General features: G+C 35.5%; 17 protein-coding genes and 1 pseudogene. 4 read left to right on the top strand and 14 right to left on the bottom strand.

Annotated features, from left to right (window positions below; genetic code table 11):
• Positions 1-185 precede the first annotated feature (185 nt).
• Positions 186-893, top strand: coding sequence for a GntR family transcriptional regulator (locus tag HMPREF0072_RS05145; RefSeq protein ID WP_004827947.1), 708 nt, complete (start codon positions 186-188; stop codon positions 891-893).
• A gap of 74 nt (positions 894-967) precedes the next feature.
• On the opposite strand, the pseudogene HMPREF0072_RS11980 reads toward HMPREF0072_RS05145, so the two are convergent.
• The 9 genes and pseudogenes from HMPREF0072_RS11980 to ilvA all read right to left on the bottom strand — a co-directional run.
• A pseudogene (locus tag HMPREF0072_RS11980) lies at positions 968-1,051 on the bottom strand (IS200/IS605 family transposase); the annotation flags it as partial.
• A 146-nt stretch (positions 1,052-1,197) separates the two neighbouring features.
• A complete protein-coding gene (locus HMPREF0072_RS05140; protein WP_004827945.1) occupies positions 1,198-1,935 on the bottom strand; it encodes an alpha/beta hydrolase in 738 nt (245 codons plus the stop codon).
• A gap of 69 nt (positions 1,936-2,004) precedes the next feature.
• Positions 2,005-3,114 carry an ABC transporter permease gene (locus HMPREF0072_RS05135; RefSeq protein ID WP_004827943.1) on the bottom strand — a complete coding sequence of 370 codons (1,110 nt, stop codon included), beginning with the start codon at positions 3,112-3,114 and terminating at the stop codon, positions 2,005-2,007.
• Positions 3,101-4,198, bottom strand: coding sequence for an ABC transporter permease (locus HMPREF0072_RS05130; protein ID WP_004827941.1), 1,098 nt, complete (start codon positions 4,196-4,198; stop codon positions 3,101-3,103). Before HMPREF0072_RS05130 ends, HMPREF0072_RS05135 begins: the two co-directional genes overlap by 14 nt.
• Position 4,199: 1 nt before the next feature.
• A complete protein-coding gene (locus tag HMPREF0072_RS05125) occupies positions 4,200-5,138 on the bottom strand; it encodes an ABC transporter ATP-binding protein (RefSeq protein ID WP_039931162.1) in 939 nt (312 codons plus the stop codon).
• 139 nt (positions 5,139-5,277) lie between these two features.
• Positions 5,278-6,570, bottom strand: coding sequence for an NAD(P)H-dependent oxidoreductase (locus tag HMPREF0072_RS05120; RefSeq protein ID WP_039931161.1), 1,293 nt, complete (start codon positions 6,568-6,570; stop codon positions 5,278-5,280).
• Positions 6,554-7,777 carry an aminoacetone oxidase family FAD-binding enzyme gene (locus HMPREF0072_RS05115; protein ID WP_004827936.1) on the bottom strand — a complete coding sequence of 408 codons (1,224 nt, stop codon included), beginning with the start codon at positions 7,775-7,777 and terminating at the stop codon, positions 6,554-6,556. Before HMPREF0072_RS05115 ends, HMPREF0072_RS05120 begins: the two co-directional genes overlap by 17 nt.
• Entirely contained in the window at positions 7,774-9,204 is a 1,431-nt protein-coding gene (locus HMPREF0072_RS05110) for a UDP-N-acetylmuramoyl-L-alanyl-D-glutamate--2,6-diaminopimelate ligase (RefSeq protein ID WP_004827933.1), read from the bottom strand. Before HMPREF0072_RS05110 ends, HMPREF0072_RS05115 begins: the two co-directional genes overlap by 4 nt.
• Entirely contained in the window at positions 9,201-10,385 is a 1,185-nt protein-coding gene (gene ilvA / locus HMPREF0072_RS05105) for a threonine ammonia-lyase (RefSeq protein WP_004827930.1), read from the bottom strand. The genes HMPREF0072_RS05110 and ilvA overlap by 4 nt, the downstream gene beginning before the upstream one ends.
• 146 nt (positions 10,386-10,531) lie before the next feature.
• Between ilvA and HMPREF0072_RS05100 the strand changes: the two genes are divergently transcribed.
• Entirely contained in the window at positions 10,532-11,374 is an 843-nt protein-coding gene (locus HMPREF0072_RS05100; protein ID WP_004827929.1) for a hypothetical protein, read from the top strand.
• Between the two features lie 65 nt (positions 11,375-11,439).
• Positions 11,440-13,446: a DUF2971 domain-containing protein gene (locus HMPREF0072_RS05095; protein ID WP_004827926.1), complete on the top strand. Its 2,007-nt coding sequence runs from the start codon at positions 11,440-11,442 to the stop codon at positions 13,444-13,446.
• 45 nt (positions 13,447-13,491) lie between these two features.
• Here the strand turns inward: HMPREF0072_RS05095 and HMPREF0072_RS05090 are convergent, their stop codons facing one another.
• Complete coding sequence (locus HMPREF0072_RS05090) at positions 13,492-13,719, bottom strand: glutaredoxin family protein (RefSeq protein ID WP_004827924.1); 228 nt, start codon at positions 13,717-13,719, stop codon at positions 13,492-13,494.
• A 127-nt stretch (positions 13,720-13,846) separates the two neighbouring features.
• Between HMPREF0072_RS05090 and HMPREF0072_RS05085 the strand changes: the two genes are divergently transcribed.
• The gene (locus HMPREF0072_RS05085; RefSeq protein WP_004827923.1) at positions 13,847-14,146 is read left to right on the top strand and encodes a hypothetical protein; all 300 of its coding nucleotides are present in this window, start codon (positions 13,847-13,849) and stop codon (positions 14,144-14,146) included.
• Here the strand turns inward: HMPREF0072_RS05085 and rsmA are convergent.
• From rsmA to metG, 4 genes are read right to left on the bottom strand one after another with little or no spacing between them, the layout of a single operon-like run.
• Positions 14,132-14,974, bottom strand: a complete 843-nt coding sequence (gene rsmA / locus HMPREF0072_RS05080; protein ID WP_004827921.1) for a 16S rRNA (adenine(1518)-N(6)/adenine(1519)-N(6))-dimethyltransferase RsmA — start codon at positions 14,972-14,974, stop codon at positions 14,132-14,134. The genes HMPREF0072_RS05085 and rsmA overlap by 15 nt on opposite strands.
• Entirely contained in the window at positions 14,971-15,501 is a 531-nt protein-coding gene (gene rnmV / locus HMPREF0072_RS05075) for a ribonuclease M5 (protein WP_004827920.1), read from the bottom strand. Before rnmV ends, rsmA begins: the two co-directional genes overlap by 4 nt.
• Entirely contained in the window at positions 15,498-16,253 is a 756-nt protein-coding gene (locus HMPREF0072_RS05070; protein ID WP_004827917.1) for a TatD family hydrolase, read from the bottom strand. The genes rnmV and HMPREF0072_RS05070 overlap by 4 nt, the downstream gene beginning before the upstream one ends.
• A complete protein-coding gene (metG, locus tag HMPREF0072_RS05065) occupies positions 16,253-18,205 on the bottom strand; it encodes a methionine--tRNA ligase (protein WP_004827916.1) in 1,953 nt (650 codons plus the stop codon). Before metG ends, HMPREF0072_RS05070 begins: the two co-directional genes overlap by 1 nt.
• Between the last annotated feature and the right edge of the window lie 46 nt (positions 18,206-18,251).

Raw genomic sequence — 18,251 nt, 5'->3', positions numbered from 1 at the left:
AGTTTTGCCCATAATAGATTAAGTAATGTTATATATAATAACTTTATTATCATTAAATCAATGAATCTTTAAAATAAATTAATGATTAAATGTTACTTTTTTTAAAAAGTGCAGGTTCAATTTGTATTTGCTAAATGTATATACATTTTATAACTGCATAAATTTAATATCTACAAGGAGAAAATTTGAGTAAACCAAAATACAAAATTATTGAAGATTACATAGAAAATCAGATAAATAAAAATTTATTAAAGGCCGGAGATCAGATAAATACTGAGGAAGAACTAATTAAAAAATTTGGTTTTAGCAGAATGACGATAAATAAAGCCATAAATAACCTAGCAAATAGAAATCTAATCTACAGAAAACCAGGAATTGGAAGTTTTGTTAAACACAGGCCAATAAAAAAGGAAATAAATAATCTATCAATTAGTTTTACTGAGGATATGACTAATAATGGACTCGTAGCATCTTCTAAGTTACTAGCTTATTGCCTTATTAAAGCGAAAAAAAATGAAAATGTAAAAAAAATTCTTGAATTAGATGATAATGATAACATTCATTATTTTAAAAGGCTTAGATTTGGAAATGGTAGTCCAATTGCAATTAGCGAAAGTTATATTTCAGCTAAAAATATAAGTGATTTTAACTTATCAGCTTTAGATTCATCCTTATACGATTATTTACATTCATTAGGGTTTGAAATTGTAGATTCTCAGATGGAATTTTCTGCAGCTATACCAAATAAGGAACAAGAGTATTTATTAAAACTGGATAACACAGCTTTATTTGTAAGTAAAACCATAATGACAGCAAATTACAATAATATTGAAGAAAAGACTGAATATACAGTAACTTATTATAATGGAGATATATACTCATACAAAATATAGTTTATTATTAATAAAAAAATATGTTAAATAGAATGATATGAAATTATTAATTAAAGCAATCCTAGACCAAGTCAAATCGATTGTCTTCTATATTTTGGTGCAAAAACTATGTGGTATTTGCATCTCCACTTGGTATGTGATAAACTATTCTTGTCCAAGTTTTAACCTCCTTGTTTAATTGTGCATGTGATTATCACAATTATACTTTAAGGAGGTTTTCTTGGTGCTTGAAGCTAAAGCTAAGTCCCTCCACCTGCATAGCAGGTGGTTTTTTGTTTCGCTCTCTTTCGTTCGCTCAACTCAATTAAGTGAACAATAAAAATTTCAAGGCGTCTGGCAATCTTTTTTGCCAATATTTTTCATTATGAATAGCCCCTTGGTCTACGACATACTTTATATCTAACTTGTCTTTCAAAAATCCATAGGCCATTTTTGACAAAGAAACATAAGATTTTTGGGTGATTTCATCATCAAATTCTTTCGTGCCTGTATCTAGATATATTTTTTGATTATTTTTGGAATCATATTTTGCTAAAAACTCGCCCATTCCGACAGGCTCTAGGATAAAATGAGTTGACATGGCCAGAACCTTATCAAAATATTCTGGATAAGCACTTCCCATATATAGGCTCATAATTCCGCCCATTGAAGATCCTCCGATGAGCCTTGATGAGGTTTTTTTATTTTTTTCTACAAGAGGAAGTAGTTCTTCTACAATAAATTTACCAGTCAAAATCCCTTTAGGATTTAGTTTTGCATTAGTTTCTTTATTAGCAAAATTTTTAAAAGGCGAATATTCATTTGTTCTTGCCCTGCCTTCTTCGCCCTCAGCACAGTATATTCCAACAAGATTTGCCCTAAGTCCAATTTTTTCTACGGCCTTATCAAGCGCCCAAATTTCTCCCATAAAGGATTCCTTCTTGTCATAGAGATTGGCACCATCAAAAAAATACAAAAATATATCTGAACCTCTGTCCTCTATAAAAGTATAAGTCACTTCCCTTTCTAAATATTTTGAATATAGCTCTTTTTTCTCTACCATATCTTCCTCATTTCTATTAATATTATATTTTTACCCAAAAAAATCCCCCGCACCTAGGCGAGGAATATTTTATGAAATTTTGTCCTTTACTTTTGTTTTCATTCCCATACTTATAAGGATAAAGACTAAAGAGAAGGCTAGCATTATTCCTATGTTTGGCAGGATTGTTCCAAAGCTAGGGTTTTCTAAGACCATCTCATTATTTTTAATATAGTAATAGGATGGGAAAATTTTTCCTAGTGTCAGAGCTGTTTTTGAAAGTAGGGCTTGAGGTACAAAGGCCCCGCACAAAAATGATGATCCCAAGGACACTACTTGCATAACACCTTGAATGGTGTTTTCATTTGATATTAGGCTTGAAATGAAAACTGCCATGGTCACTACACTGATTGTGAAAACCAAAGAATTTACCATCATTAAATTTATGTGGGCAGCAGAGAAGTCATATTTGTAGAGGATAACAAATAATAAAATATATAGGGCCCACACTATAAGCCCTGTGCTTATGTGGCCTAAAATCAATTCCAGATTCATCCTAGCCCTTGGCATTGGACTTACAGCATTTCTCATGGCTAGGCTTTTCTTTTTATAAACACTGACTATGGTTGACACAATCAAAAGTACCTGGGCTAGGATTAGATAATTAATGAAATTGAAATAAAATACCGAATTATCTTCCTTAGCTAAATCTATTTTGCTTTTTATCTTGACATCGACCTGTTTTGCCAAATCTTTATTTGTGTATTTAATAGCTTCATTTGTAGCAAAACCAACTTTCTCATAGGCATCAACCTGGCTTAGGTACTGGTTTACATGCTCTTTAACAGCCATTCCATACATATCATCAGGTGCCTGTTTAAAATTCACCTTCCTTGTTTGGTCAAAATCTTTTGGTATAACAAGACTTGCGCTTATTATCTGATAAAAAAGCTTATCTTCAACTAGGTCTTCGTCCATCTTCTTAATCACAGCTTTCTTATCCAAATAATCATATAGTCCCTTTGATAAATCAGTCTTTGCCTCATCTTTCAAATAGATATTGGGCCTTACATTTGTATAGAAAGCATTCTTATCAGACTTGGTTGAAAAACTTAGAATGGCAAGAAAAATTAGGGTGTATAAAATTATCGCGACCTTGTGGGCCATGGCTATTTTAAAATAATTTTTAAAGACTCTCATATTCCTTACCCCTCATAAAAAACAAAGATCCAACCAAGAATACAGCACTAATTAGCATTAAAAGACCAAGATTTTCATAAAACCTAGATGTAGAATCGTAGTAATATAAAGAATAAATCGCATCTGTGACCACAGCCACAGGATTGATTTTGCCTAGGATTGGGAAATTCTCTTGAACAATGACTTTCATACTTGAAATCATCATTCCCGATAGAAAACTCATTAGCATGGTAATTGCAATTCCAAGATTTATTTTAAATTCAATATTTTTCTTGTTTGAAACTCCTATAAAAATCCCAAAGGCAACCCCAGTTAGAGATGAAACCAAACATAGAAGTATCAAAAGCGGCTTTCTATCCCCGAAATCAACTCCAAGAGCCCTATCAAGGTAGAAAATAAATACCATGGTGATTATGAAATTTATAAGCCAAGAAACAAGGACAGATGCCAATAGGCTCACCGATTTTTTTATAGGTGCAACTGCATTTCTCTTGGCATTTACTGACAAATTTGCCTCGTATTGGTAGATTACGTAAAGTCCCCACATATAGCCGTAAATGGTAGTCATGCCTATCAAAGTGTAAAAAAAGGCATTAATCGGATCCATATTTTTCCTAGACTCATCTTTAATGTGGTTTTCGACATTTAAAAGTTTTGATATATCGGTATGAGGATTTTTTTCCATTGCCTTTTTTATCATTTCAGATTTTTGGACATAGGTATTTATAATTGTCTCTACAATAGTTTCCTGGATGCCAGATTTTTTAGTAATAATTTTATCCTTTGATTTTATATAGGCCCTGACATCAGGATTTGTATTTAAAATTCCCTCATCTTTTGCCTTTGTAATCCTAAAATAATCCTCATCTTCCATAGTTTCTAGGAAATTTTTAAAATTTTGATCCTTAAAGGCCAATTCGCTAACCCCAATATCAATAGGGTCAAATTTGTTATTATCACTTATGCCTCCAAAGGCCAGTTTAAAAAACATTCCCAAAATTATAGGAAAAACCAAGGCCCAAAAGACCATGGCCCTTTCCCTTAAGAGGAATTTAAAAGTATTTTTAAAAGAATGCCAAAACATACTAGTCCCTCAAATCCTTGCCTGTAAGGTCTAAGAAAACATCATTTAGGCTTGGTTTTTCAACATTAATAGACCTGTAAGTGACTTTAAAACTAGCTAGGATATTTACAAGGTTTATCAGATTTTCTTCTCCCTTAGAAAAAGTCATCTTGCAAGTTTCATCCTTGTAGGCAAAATCTATGATATGGTCCATATTTCTAAGCTTTTCTTTAACCTCATCAGTCAAATCGTTCGCCTCAAATGAAATTTTTTCACCAATTTGAATCATATCCTTAAGCTCATTTGAAGTGCCCTTGGCAATGACTTTGCCCTTATCGATTATAACTATATCATCGCACAAAAAATCGACCTCATCCATATAATGGGATGTATAAATAATGGTAGAGCCTTCCTCGTTTAATTTTTTAATTCCCTCCAAAATATTGTTCCTAGATTGGGGGTCAACAGCCACAGTAGGCTCATCGAGGATTATTATATCGGGTCTGTGGGCAATGCCACAGGCAATATTTAGCCTTCTTAGAAGACCACCTGAAAGTTTTTTGGGCTTAAATTTTACAAAGTCATTTAGGCCAACCAGGTCCAAAGTCCTCTGAATTAGCTTTTCTCTTTCCTTTTTATCCCTTATATAAAGACCACAAAAATAGTCGATATTTTCGTATACAGAAAGCTCGTCATAGACGCCAACGTCTTGGAAAACCACCCCGATTTTTTTCTTTATATCATAGGCATCTGGACTCATTTCCTTGCCGTAAATTTTTACACTACCAGCGTCTTTCTTTAAAAGACTTAGCATGCAGTTAATTGTTGTCGATTTTCCCGACCCATTTGGTCCCAATAGACCTAAAATACGGCCTTTTTTTACATCCAAATCAAGACCGTCAACAGCTGTTAGGTCCTTGTATTTTTTGACAAGACCTCTTACTTCAATTAAACTTTCCATAAGACCTCCCATTTTTAACGTTTTCCCATATTCTTAAGTAAATTATACATGGAAATATTATAGAATCTATAAAAATAATGTAAAAATTTCGTTAAAAAACCACAGGTTCTTAACCTGTGGTTTTTAATTTGATTTGATTTTATAGTTTCATAGAATTTTGTCTTCTTCTAAGTCTTGTGATTGTAGCTTTTTCGTCAATTTTCACCATGGACATATCTATTACGGTATCCTTTGGAATATCAACAATTGCTTCAGTTTTTGGAGTGATTAGACCTATTGGTAGAAGGTCTTCTTCTAGGGATCTTGCGTGGCTAGTTAGTTTGCCAAAGACCTTGTTTGAGCCGATTCCGTCTAATTTTTCACCCTTTTTAATATCTCTTTTTGCAATTGTTACAGTATCTGCCACCTGACCATGAATTGGCGCTATGGTTGGCTCATTTTCAACAACTGCATTGAAAATTGTAATAGGTGCTTCAAGACTTGTTAGGTGGTAAGGTCTGTAAAGCAAATAGTTTGGACCATCGCCAAATCCTAAAAATTTCATCAAATCTCTTACATCTTCTTGATCACTTGTTACGATTATAAAGACGCCTGGTGCCATGCCTGGAGAAAAATCCACAACTCCATATGAATTTAAAATTCCCCCATCTCTTTTTAGCTTAAAGTCTTCCACAACCTTATCAGGACTTGTGGTAATGCCATGGCAACCAAAGGTATCTGGCAAAAATCCTATAGCATTACATACAGAGTTTAGCTCTATCATGGTGTTTGTCCCATCTACAAAGCTTGTTAGCATCCTTGGTGATAATTTTTTAGAATTTGCTTCTGCTTCTAATTCTTCATTGGTAGCGTAATTATTTAGTGGATTATTTTTGCCCTTAGCAGCTACTAGGACTTCAAGACCCATGCCGTAAGCATTGTCCACAAGTTCCATAATAGCTCCTGGTTCATCTCCTAAAATACCAGTATAAACTACGCCTGCTTTTTTCGCCATGTCGTGAAGAACAGGACCAACAGTAGCTTCACACTCAACATTAAAACTTATCATGTGTTTGTGGTATTGGATAGTTTTACGAGCTATGACTGCACCAAAAGGTGGGTTTCCTGTACAATCCACAACAGCATTTATTTGCAATAATTTATAGGAAAGTCTATAATTGGTAGATACTGCTACATAGCCCTTTTCAAGAACTTCGTAACCTTCATTGTAATCATCTGTGTAGATTATTTTATCTTCAGAAATTCCAGCTTGGGTCAAGGCCTTGATAGCCTTTCTTGGATTCCTATCTACAACTAATTTGACTTCCATAGCGTCAAGTTTGGATAATTGGCTAATAAGTGAACCACCCATCTTGCCACAACCGATGATCGCAAGCTTAATGCTTTCGCCATTATCTCTCATTTCTCTTAACTTTCTATTTATTTTTAACATTTATTTCCTCTCTGTTTTTGGCTAATAGGCCTTCTGCACACGCCTTGGCTGACGAATAGGCCCATTGGATATTATAGCCTCCACAAGCCCCGTCCACATCAAGGACTTCGCCTATGAAGTAAAGGTGCGTGATGATTTTCGATTCAAAAGTGTTAGGATCTACAAAATCTGTATCAATGCCACCAATTGTCACCTGAGCATTTTCCTCATCATTTATAGTCGTAACCTTAAATTTCAAATCCTTGATTGTCATGATAAGATTTGCAATCATTTCATCACTCATATCGCCGACCTTCATCTTACTTTTTAATTTTACCCTATTTAGGACATCTATTATAAGTTTTGCGTGCAAAAAACCCATTAAAATTTCTTCAATGGTTTTATTTGGATTTCTCCTTTCCAGATTTTTAATAATCCTGGCAAGTTTTTCTTCTGGATAGGCTTCTAATAAATCAAGTGACACCCAAACCTCTTTTTTATCTAGGAGGGCATATGAAATATGGTTTGAAAGGTCAAGAATAGCTGTGCCTGTAAGACCATAGGCTTGGAAAATCACGTCATCGGTGGATTCCTCGATAAATTTGCCATCCACAAAAAGACGTGCCCTTGCACTTACCCTCACCCCCTTGGCTTTTTTTGATAGGGGATTTGCTGTCTTGTAATTTGTAATCCCATAGCTTAGCCTTGTGACCTTGTGAAATGGCCTTAGGATGTCAAGCATTTTCCCATCTGACCCAGAACCTGGAAGACTAATCCCACCACTTGCTATGACTAGGTTGTCGTAATAAATTTTTGATTTGTCAGTGATTACCAGATGGTTTTTAAAGTCAATGCCTTTTACTTCACTTTCAAAAATAAACTTAGCCTTGGCGTTTAAGTACAAAATATCCCTAATTGTCTTGGCACTTAAGGTTTGCGGATAGCACCTACCTGAAGGGAAGGAAGTTGTCAAAATCCCAAGGTCATTTAAAAAATTTATCAAATCAAAATTGTCATATTTTTTAAGGGCCGCCTTATAAAAATCTTTGCCAGAAGAATTAAACTTATCTAGCGATAGGTTCAGATTTGTAAAATTGCACCTGCCATTGCCTGTAGCAAGGAGTTTCCTTCCAGCAACTTCATTTTTTTCAACAATAATCAGGTCGCCATCGTAGAGATTGGCAAAAAATAGTCCTGCCACACCCCCACCTATCAACACAGTTTTCATATTTTTTCCAAAGTCTCTCTAATAGTCGCTTTTTCATTCCAAGGAGTTTTTTCATTGCCATGTAATTTTATGAAATTTTCCTCGCCCTTGCCCATGAAAAGCACATAATCACCTGGCTTTGCCATCCTAAGTCCTGCTTCGATGGCCTCTTTCCTATCTTTAATTAGGGTGTAGGCCCCATAATTTTCTGCCATGCCAGCTACTATATCCTTTGAAATATTCTCGTATGTGTCAAATTTTGGATCATCTGTAGTTACTATTGCATAAATTCCGTAATCTGAAACAGTCTTTCCAATTAAGTTCCTAAACTCAGGATTCCTGTCACCCTGGATACCAAAAACTGCAATTTTTTTCTTATCCCTTGGTAGGGATTTGAAAATTTCCTCAAAGGCCCTTGGTGTGTGGGCAAAGTCTACGATTATATTTAGGCCCTTATCATTTTCTATATATTCAAACCTAGAGCCTACTCCTGGAAAATCAGTTATTACTTCACTTAGCTCTGTCAAACTTGCTCCCAAGCTCTTTAGGGTGGATATTGCAGCTAGGTAATTATTTAACTCGAAGTCTGCGATTGTTCTTATGAAAAAATCCACGCCATCAATCTTAAAAGAAATCCCCTTGTCGGTTTTACTAATGTCGGTTGCCCTGATGTTGGCTTTTTCGTCCTTGCCAAAGCTTAGGGTGGTTGGGAAAAGTTCTACAGCCTTCTTGCCCCAAGGATCATCTATATTTGCAATTGTAATTTCAGAATTTTCAAAAAGAATCATCTTTGCCTTAAAATATGCGTCCATAGTCTTGTGGTAGTCAAGGTGTTCGGTTGAAAGGTTGTTAAAAATCCCCACCTTAAAACGAACTCCAGCAAGTCTTTTTTGGACTAGACCATGGCTTGAAGCCTCTAGGGTTACATATTTAATTCCCTTTTCTACACATTTTTCTAAGATTCGATTAATTTCAGTTATATCTGGAGTTGTGTTTGAAGTTTCAATTATCTCCCCACCCACATTTGCTCCGTCAGTGCCGATATTGGCACAAGGTCCAAAAACTTTTTCAATCAGATAGGCGATTAGTTTTGATGTAGTAGTCTTGCCATTTGTGCCTGTAACACCGATTACCGATAATTTTTCTGATGGAAAGTCTGTGATTAGATTTGAAATTTCTGCCAAAGTCTGCCTAGGGTCAAAAACTCTTATATAAGTGATATCTTCCCTATATTCAACATCTTCTGTGTGGACAACTGCCTTAGCACCTTTTTTTATGGCCTCGTCAATATACTTGTGTCCATCAAAAATAGACCCCTTGACTGCCACAAAAATAAAGCCCTCTCCTACTTTCAAAGAATTGTTGGTCACTGCTCTGACCTTAAAATCTGCTCCGTGCTTAACGTCTAAATATTCTATTTTCCTAACTAAATCGCTTAGTTTTATCAATGTATTATATATCCCTTCTTGGCTATTACTTCTCTAATTTTATTTGCATGATCCTTGCCATTTGTTTCTAAAGTTAGCTCAACGTTTATGTTTTTAAACCTGCTTGCTTCCTTGAAACCATCGTGTTCGATTGAAATTACATTGGCCTTGGTTTCGGCAATTTCTGTTAAGAGTGCTTGGAGTTTGCCTGGTATATTTGGAAGCTCAACTTCAATCCTTGTGATACGTCCTGTTTCATAAAGTCCCCTATCAATTAGTTGAGAAATGAATGACATGTCGATATTTCCACCAGAAACTACGCAAACTACGTTTTTATTAAAGAAATTTAGCTTATCAAGAGCTGCTAATGGTAGGATACCAGATGGCTCTGCAATTAATTTATGTTTTTCAATTAATTTTATAAAGGCCATAAGGATTTCTTCATCAGTTACTGTTATCCAGTCGTCAACATTATCCTTGCAGATTTCATAATTTAGCTTGCCAACTGTGGCAACAGCAGTACCATCAGCTATGGTATCAACCCCTTCAAGGGTTACAATATGGCCAAGTTTCACTGCTTCTTTCATACTCCTTGCAGAATATGGCTCAACGCCTATCACCTTAATAAGAGGTGAAATTTGTTTCAAACATTTTGCCACACCTGAGATGAGACCACCACCCCCAACTGGCACTAAAACATAATCCACATACTTAAGCTCTTCTACAATTTCAAGGCCGATTGTGCCCTGGCCTTCGATAACGTCTAGGTCATCAAAGGGAGGGATAAAGGTATAGCCTTTTTCTTCGGCAAGTTTTAGAGCGTGGTCTTTGCATTCATCAAAGCTTGCCCCATGCAAAACTACTTCAGCGCCGTATTTTAAAGTGCCATCCACCTTAATCATCGGAGTATGCTCTGGCATACAAATAACAGCCTTCATGCCAAGTTTTTGAGCAGAAAAAGCTACCCCTTGGGCGTGGTTGCCGGCAGAAGCTGTGATAATTCCCTTATCAGCCGACTCTTTATCAAGTTTTGATAATTTATTGTAGGCTCCCCTTAACTTAAAAGAACCAGTTTTTTGAAGGTTTTCTGGTTTTATGTATACGTTATTATTAGATGAATCTGAAAATACCTCCGAATAAATTAAATGGGTAGGATTTATTACCTCATCAACTCTTTCTTTTGCTTTTTTAAAATCGAACATATGTCCCCCTTAAGTTCATTAAGCACAAATTTAAGTAGGAAATTTAATACACCCACTTACCTATTATAATTATATCACGTATTTGTAATTTTTTTAAGGTAAGTGTAAAATATAGTGAAGATTTCAGAAGTCAAGAGGAAAAACAAATGAGATATATTGATAAGAAAAAATTTTATATAGGCTCCTTGCTAATAGGCCTTAGCGTCCTTGCCCTTTGTTTTATCTTTAGATATTCATATATAAATTTTTTGGGTTTTGATAGGCCCCTCAAATTAGCCTGCATTCTCTGCGCCATCCTTGGCACCCTAGGTGCCATCCTTGCCATCGTAGATGGGGTTAATAAAAATTTTAGAAACGGCATCCTCCTTATTGGCATCTTAAATTTGATTATGGCCCTTGCCTATCCAATCTTGCTTACAACAGAAAAAGCCTTGGAGCCTACAAAAAATCCCTATGAAACCACAACACCAGATAAGGGCTATTCCACAAAATTTAAGAGAGATGCGTCCTTCATTATAGAAGGAGAACTTTATAAATTTCCTCTTAGCCTTAAAGATTTTACCAAACATGGTTTTACTTATGATTTAAAAGAAAAAGATAACCATATCGTTGCAACCATCTCAAGGGTTGGGGATTCTTTTGATCCCAAACCAACCTGGTTTACAGACGGGATTAACAATGAAGTCTACAGGGAGTTTTATCTCCTAGAAGCCATCTATGACCTTAGTGAAGACAAAGAAAAAATCGAGAACGCTCCAATAAAAGAGCTAACCGCTTCTGTCATAAATAACAATAGAGACTTTGAGATTATGGGAATTAAGCTAGAAGATTCTATCTATGATATTAAAAAAGCCTTCCCTAAAGAGCTCATAGAAGACAAAAACAACAAGACAGCCTCAATTAAAATCTACTACCTAAAAACAAGTGACGGACACACCGTTAGACTAAACGCCCATAATGGCACCGTCCAGTCAATTGATATTTACTAAGCCCAGCCGGGCTTTTTTTATTATTTTTTTATTTTGTTGTATAGTAATAGTAGAACGGAGCTAAGATGGAAAATATAAGCAAAGTCCTAGTCGATCTTTTTAAAGACGATGCGGAATATATCAAGGAAAATAAAATAAACAAGGAAGTAATATATGCCAAGGCATACTCCTATGACGAAAACTTCCTAAGAAAAATCCTAGGGGAAAACCAATTAAGATCCAGATTTTTTAAAGACTTAGATGGGATTTCTATTTTTAAAATCACTGAATTTATTTCCTTTGTCGGCCAATCTGACCTAACTATAAGGGAAAAATCACTCGAAAATGGAATATCCTATACCTTCTATGAAGATAAGGCTAGGCTTAATAAGTTAAAAATAAAATACAAGGACAACTTGCTTTTAAAAATGAGTAAGGATATTGACTACAAATTTAAAACCAAGTTTCGCGTCTCCTACCTAAAAGGAGATAAGATTACCGGCAAGCTAAGGCTTGGCGATGTCAAATTATATAAGGAAGAAGAAAGTTTTGAAGATACAAGAAAGATAGCCAACCTCAAATACAAGTCCTATAACTTATTAAAGGAAGATTTTAAGGAAAGCTCTGGGCTTATATCAGTTGATTACGGAGAAATTAAAAAATTAAAGACCTACATCACTGTCTTTTCAAGTCCTTCCTACTACTTAAATATGTTAAAGGCCTTGGGAAAAGAAAATACCAGGCAAGTCCTAACAGACTTAAATGACCTAATCTTAAAAGATAGCGACTATTTTGAAAACAAAAATATGGGCTACCACACCATAATCAAGGACTCACTTCTTAGGGAATTTGATGGTTTCAACCTTTCCTTCCTAAAAATTGCCAATGTCCTAAATGATTTTAAGATGACCGATAAAATTTTTGAAATCTTCGCCCTTATAAATAAAAAATTAAAAAAATATCCAGACCTAAATATCATATACGAATTCATAGCCCAGGCCCTTGAAGCTCTTGGCAATCTTGATTTTAATGGTGAAGCAAAGAGCAAAAATTTTTATAAGTCCTACCTGACTTCTTTAGAGTATGAATTTAGGGATAGCCTAAATATTTTTGAAAAACTTAATAATTTTTATAGGATTTTGCCTCAAGATGAAGATAATTTAAGACGATACGAGGAGGCTATTTCTTATGATATAGACAGGATTGTAGAACTTTTGACAGTAAAACCTTCTGACTACGAAAAACTTAAGGATGCTGAAAATAGGATTTCAATTGGCCACTACACTTCCCTCGATATCCTAGGCTACCTTATTGACGGTGATATTGAAGAAATAGATCAAATCTATAGAAACAAGCTAAGACTTACCAATGCAAGGATGATGAACGATCCTATGGAGGGCAAGGCAGTCTTTGAATATTTAAATGATGGCAACGAAGATTATATCAACCTAAACAACTACGGCAACAACAAAATCTACCTCCTATCTGCATCCAATATGGCTGACAGCCTCCCTATGTGGAAACAATACGCAGATGATACCAAGGGAGTTTTTCTTGAATTTTCAAAAGAATTTATAAAATCGATTATAAATGATAAAAAAATCAAATTGGTCAAGGTCTTTTATATAGGTGACAAGGCCATTAACTATAACCAAAAATCTGATGAAATAAATGGTCTTCTTAAGAAGCTAAAGGTGGATTACAAGGCCTACTTAGAAAAAATTTCTGAAACCTTAAATAAGGATTCAACAAATAAAAGCCAACTCTTGAGAAGTTTCAACAACGAAATTTTCTTAAAACTCGATAAGATTTCATACTATTTCAAAAAAGATTCCTATGCCTATGAAGGAGAGTACAGGATAGTTGTTGACCTTGATGAAGACGAATCTCGCGATCATTTCAAGGAAATAAAATACCACAACCCAAATTTCCCACTCCCATTCTTGGGCACCTATCTTACAGACTATGAACTAAGGTACCAAAGGCTCATCTTTGGTCCAAAGGCAATCGACAAGGACTATCTCGTTCCTTACATCAAATACTGCCTTGGCAAGGACATAGAAACTGTAAATTCCAAGATCAAATACAGATAATAAAAATTTCCAACCTAAAAGACCTGCTAGCATAGCAGGTCTACTTTATTTCAATTTTTCTTCTATAACTTTTTTGTCAAAACCAACAATATCTTCGCCGTCGATGTTAATTACAGGCACTCCCCTATAACCCTTTTCGATTAGGTAGTTGACAGCTTCCTTGTCTTCGTCAATATTTCTTTCTTTGTATTCAATATTATTTTCCTTGAAATATTGTTTAGCCGCCTTGCAAAATACGCAAGTGTTTGATGTGTAAATTGTAATATCGTGCATAATAACCCTCTTTCTATTTCTCTATTTTATATATACCCAAAAAATAAAATTAGTATAAAATAAAAGTAAGACCCAAGTCTCAATTAGAAGTATACCCCAAAATTTGACTTATAAACAAGGAGGAGTCATGAAAAATCAAAATTTTTCCTATAAGCACCTTAAAAATCTACTAGAAATAGGCCATGAAATTGAATTTGTCTATAATGGTGTATTTTGTTCTGTCAATAACTGGACAGATGAAAATAACGAAAGTGCCTGGTTTTTTTCTACCAATCAAAAAGGCGAGTATACCAATACTTTCCTTGCTGAATTTGATGACAGGAAGACCCTGCTCGAATCTCTAGATATAATAAAAATCAAAGAAAAAAGCCTAGAAGAGATCATAGATAAAAAACTCTATGACCCTTCCAGGCTAACAATTTTCTAATTCATTTACAATTTTTATATAATCATCAAGAGAAAGATTTTCTGCCCTGAGATTTTCCTTTAAATTTAAAATCTCAAAAACTTTTTTGAGGTCATCTTTTTCAGCTACAGCCGATAGGGAATTTAGGATGGTCTTGCGTCTTTTTAAGAAGCCCGCCTTAACTAGGGCAAAAAGCCTTTCCTTATTTACTTTTTCATCATAAATCCTCAAATCAAGTCTTAGGACAGATGAATCTATCTTTGGTTGAGGCATGAAAACTGATTTTGGAACCTTGGTTAAAAGCCTAGCCTCAGAATAATATTTCACAAAGACAGACAAAGACGAATAGTCCTTGTCTTTTTCTGTGGCGAGCATCCTATCTGCCACTTCTTTTTGGACCATGATAGTCATGGAGTGGCAATCAAGGTCTTCTTCAAAGATTTTTTCGATAATTGGTGTTGTTATATAATATGGAAGGTTTGATACAAAGTCAAAAGCCTCCCCTCCAAAATATTCGTCTTGAATCTTTTTTAGGTCAGTTTTTAAAATGTCTTGGTGGATGATTGTGACATTATCAAAGTCGGACATATTTTCTTCCAAAATCGGAATAAGACTTGAATCAATTTCAATTAGGACGAGCTTTTTACAAGTCTTTGCCATTTCATAAGAAATTGTTCCAATGCCTGGACCTACTTCAATCACGTTTTTGCCGGCTATATCAGCGCCTTCTACGATTTTATCAACAAAATTTTTGTCAATCAAAAAGTTTTGGCCCAAAGATTTGGAAAACCTAAAGCCATAGAGGTCGATTATGTCCTTTACCACCTTTGGTGAATATAATTTTCTCATAAGCTTTCTACCGCCCTTTCAAATTCTTCACGGCTTACCCCAAAGGAATTTAGCTTTGCCAAAAGTCCCTTGGAATTATAATATCCAATCCCCAATATTTCTCCAAGCTTAGCTCTTTTTTCTCTAGCACCATCCCCGATTGAAAGACCATTTCCAACCAAGTCTGCCATGCTAAATTCTTCCCTGCGAGTAGTTTCTTCTGCCTTAGCCCTTTTTAGGGCATCTATAATTACCTCTGGTTCTGCATTTTCAACGCCCAGGTCGCCCTTTTTGATGGCTTTTTTCCTGTCGATGTAGGCGTGTTTGGCAGTCGGGATGTGACGAGCAATCCTTGCCCTAATTCTTTTTCCTGCATAATCGGGGTCGGTTAGGATTATTATTCCACACCTAGCATTTATTTCTTCAAGCCTTTTTATAAGGTTATCTCCAAAGGCTAGGCCATTTGTGGCAATCATTTCGCAATCTACTGCCCTTTTGACATTGGCTATGTCATCTTTTCCTTCAACTACAATTGTCTCTTTTATCATAGGTCAAAAAACTCCCTGGCATTTTTGCTTGTCCACTTAGCAACTTTTGACAATTTCATTCCCCTTATTTCCGCAATTTTTCTTGCCACTTCTATAATTTTTCTAGGATCATTTCTAAGGCCCCTATAAGGCTCAGGAGTAAGGTAGGGACTGTCTGTTTCAAGCATGAGTCTTTCTATAGGAACAAGGGCTGCTGCCTGCTTTTCGTTTAGGCCAGTGTTGTAGGTCACAACCCCTCCGATTGAAATATAAAAACCCCAATCCATAAAGGTTTTTAAAGTTTCTTCATCTGTCGAAAAGCAATGGATTTGAACCTTTAAGTCCTTATAATTTGATAAAATCTCCATTATATCTTCAGTTGCTTCCCTATTGTGGATTACAACTGGTTTCGCAAGTTTCCTTGCCATATCAAGCTGGGCAATGAAAACTTTTTTCTGTAAGTCCTTGGTTTCTGTAGTCCAGTAATAATCAAGACCAATCTCCCCGATTGCTACAGCATCTTTTGCGAGTTTTTCAATCTCAGCGAGGTCGTTTTCTCCCATTTCCTCCACGTCTGATGGGTGGATGCCTACCTGGGCATAGAAATTTTTAAATTCCTTTGCAAGCCTTACATTTTCCCTTGAATTTGCGAGATTAACCCCCGGATTAATTACAGCTTCTATAGAGAAATTAGACAGGTCTCTTATTATAAAGAGCCTGTCTTCGTTAAATTCTTCGCTTGTTAAATGGGCGTGTGAATCAATCAAATTCATTAAGAAACCTTACTTCCTGGTTTGATGTCCGCAAGTGTTGAAAGCATGGTCAAGTCTTCACCAAAATCTGCTGCAAGAAGCATGCCTTGAGATTCGATTCCTCTCATCTTTCTTGGCGCGAGATTTTTAACCACGATTACATTTTTGCCGATTAAATCTTCTGCCTTGTACCATTTTTTGATGCCTGATACAATTGTTCTTACTTCAGATCCGATATCAACCTTGAAAACTAAAAGCTTATCAGCATTTGGATGGTCATTGGCTTCGATAATTTTTCCTACAACTAAGTCTAGTTTTGTGAAGTCTTCGTAGGTAATTTCTGGTTTTACTTCCTCTTCTACTGCTGGTTCTTCTTCTTTTTTATCAGCAAGTCTTTCGTGGATTAGGGCATTATTTTTTTCATGAAGTTTTACTAATTCTTCCTCTACATCTAGCCTATCAAAGAGGTTTTTGCCCTTAGAAACTTTGGCACCTTCTTCTAGAAGACCAAATTCCTTGGCAGATTCAAAGCCCTTGTTGTCTGTGCCGAGTTTTTCTAAGATTAATTTTGTAGTATCCTTCATGGTTGGCTCTATTAATTGAGCAACAATCCTCAAAGTCTCTGCAAGGTTGTATAAAACCCTGTTTAATCTTGGAAGATTTGCCTCATCACGACCTAAAATCCATGGCTCAGTTTCATCTACATACTTATTAGCACGACGAATTAATTTCCAAATTGTTTCTAAAGCTTCGTTGAATTTGAAAGAATCCATTAAGTCTGTAAATCTTGTGTAGGTTTCTTTAGCAAGAGCGATTAATTCGTCGTCAAATTTGCCTTCTTCAGTGCCCTTTTCAATCACTCCACCGTTGTATTTTGAAATCATTGATGTTGTTCTTGAAACAAGGTTACCAAGGTCATTTACAAGATCTGAGTTATACCTATCCATAAATTTCTTTGAAGAAAAGTCCCCATCAGAACCAAAGTTAAATTCCCTAAGCATGAAATACTTAAGGGCGTCGTTGCCGTAAAGTTCTACAAGTGGCTCTGGATACATGATATTACCCTTTGACTTACTCATCTTGTCGTTTTCAAACAAAATCCAACCGTGGGCAAAAACTTTTTCTGGAAGTGGAAGGTCAAGGGCCATCAAAAGTGCTGGCCAAATTATAGTGTGAAATCTCACTATATCCTTACCGATTAAATGAACGGAAGCTGGCCAATATCTTTCAAATTTCTCCTTATCATCCCCATAGCCAATGGCTGAAAGGTAGCAAGAAAGGGCGTCAATCCACACATAAACAACGTGCTTATTATCAAATGGCACGTCAACTCCCCAGTCAAAGGAAGTCCTGGTTACAGAAAGGTCTTCAAGTCCCTTGTTTATAAAGTTATTAAGCATTTCCTTTTGCCTAAAGGCAGGCTCAAGAAATTCTGGGTGGTCTTTGAATAATTCTTTGAGTTTATCTGCATATTTGGATAATCTAAAGAAATAAGTTTCCTCTTCTTGGTAATTAACGTCCCTGCCACAATCAGGGCACTTGCCGTCTTCTAACTGGCTTTCAGTCCAAAAAGTTTCACAAGGTGTGCAGTAATATCCCTTGTATTCTCCCTTATAAATATCGCCTTGCTCATAGAGTTTGTTGAAAATATCTACTACGTCTTTTTCGTGTTGTTTACCTGTTGATCTTATAAAGGTATCGTAGTTAATATCAAGCTTTTCCCATAATTTGATGGTCTCAGCTGCGATTTTGTCTACAAATTCTTGAGGCTCCTTGCCATGGGCATGAGCAGATTCCATAATCTTTTGACCATGCTCGTCAGTACCTGTTACAAGGTAGGCCTCGTAACCTAAAAGGGTCTTATATCTTTTTAAAACATCTGCAATTATTGAAGTATAGGTATTTCCTATATGTAAATTGGAGTTTGGATAATATATTGGTGTTGTAATATAATAAGGTTTTCTATCTGTCATAATAATCCTTTCATAATTCTAATGAATATACTTATTTTATCATACT

It is taken from the genome of Anaerococcus lactolyticus ATCC 51172 (assembly GCF_000156575.1).
GTDB lineage: Bacteria > Bacillota > Clostridia > Tissierellales > Peptoniphilaceae > Anaerococcus > Anaerococcus lactolyticus.
Note: the sequence above shows the minus strand (reverse complement) of the source record. Positions and strands in the feature narration are given on the sequence as shown.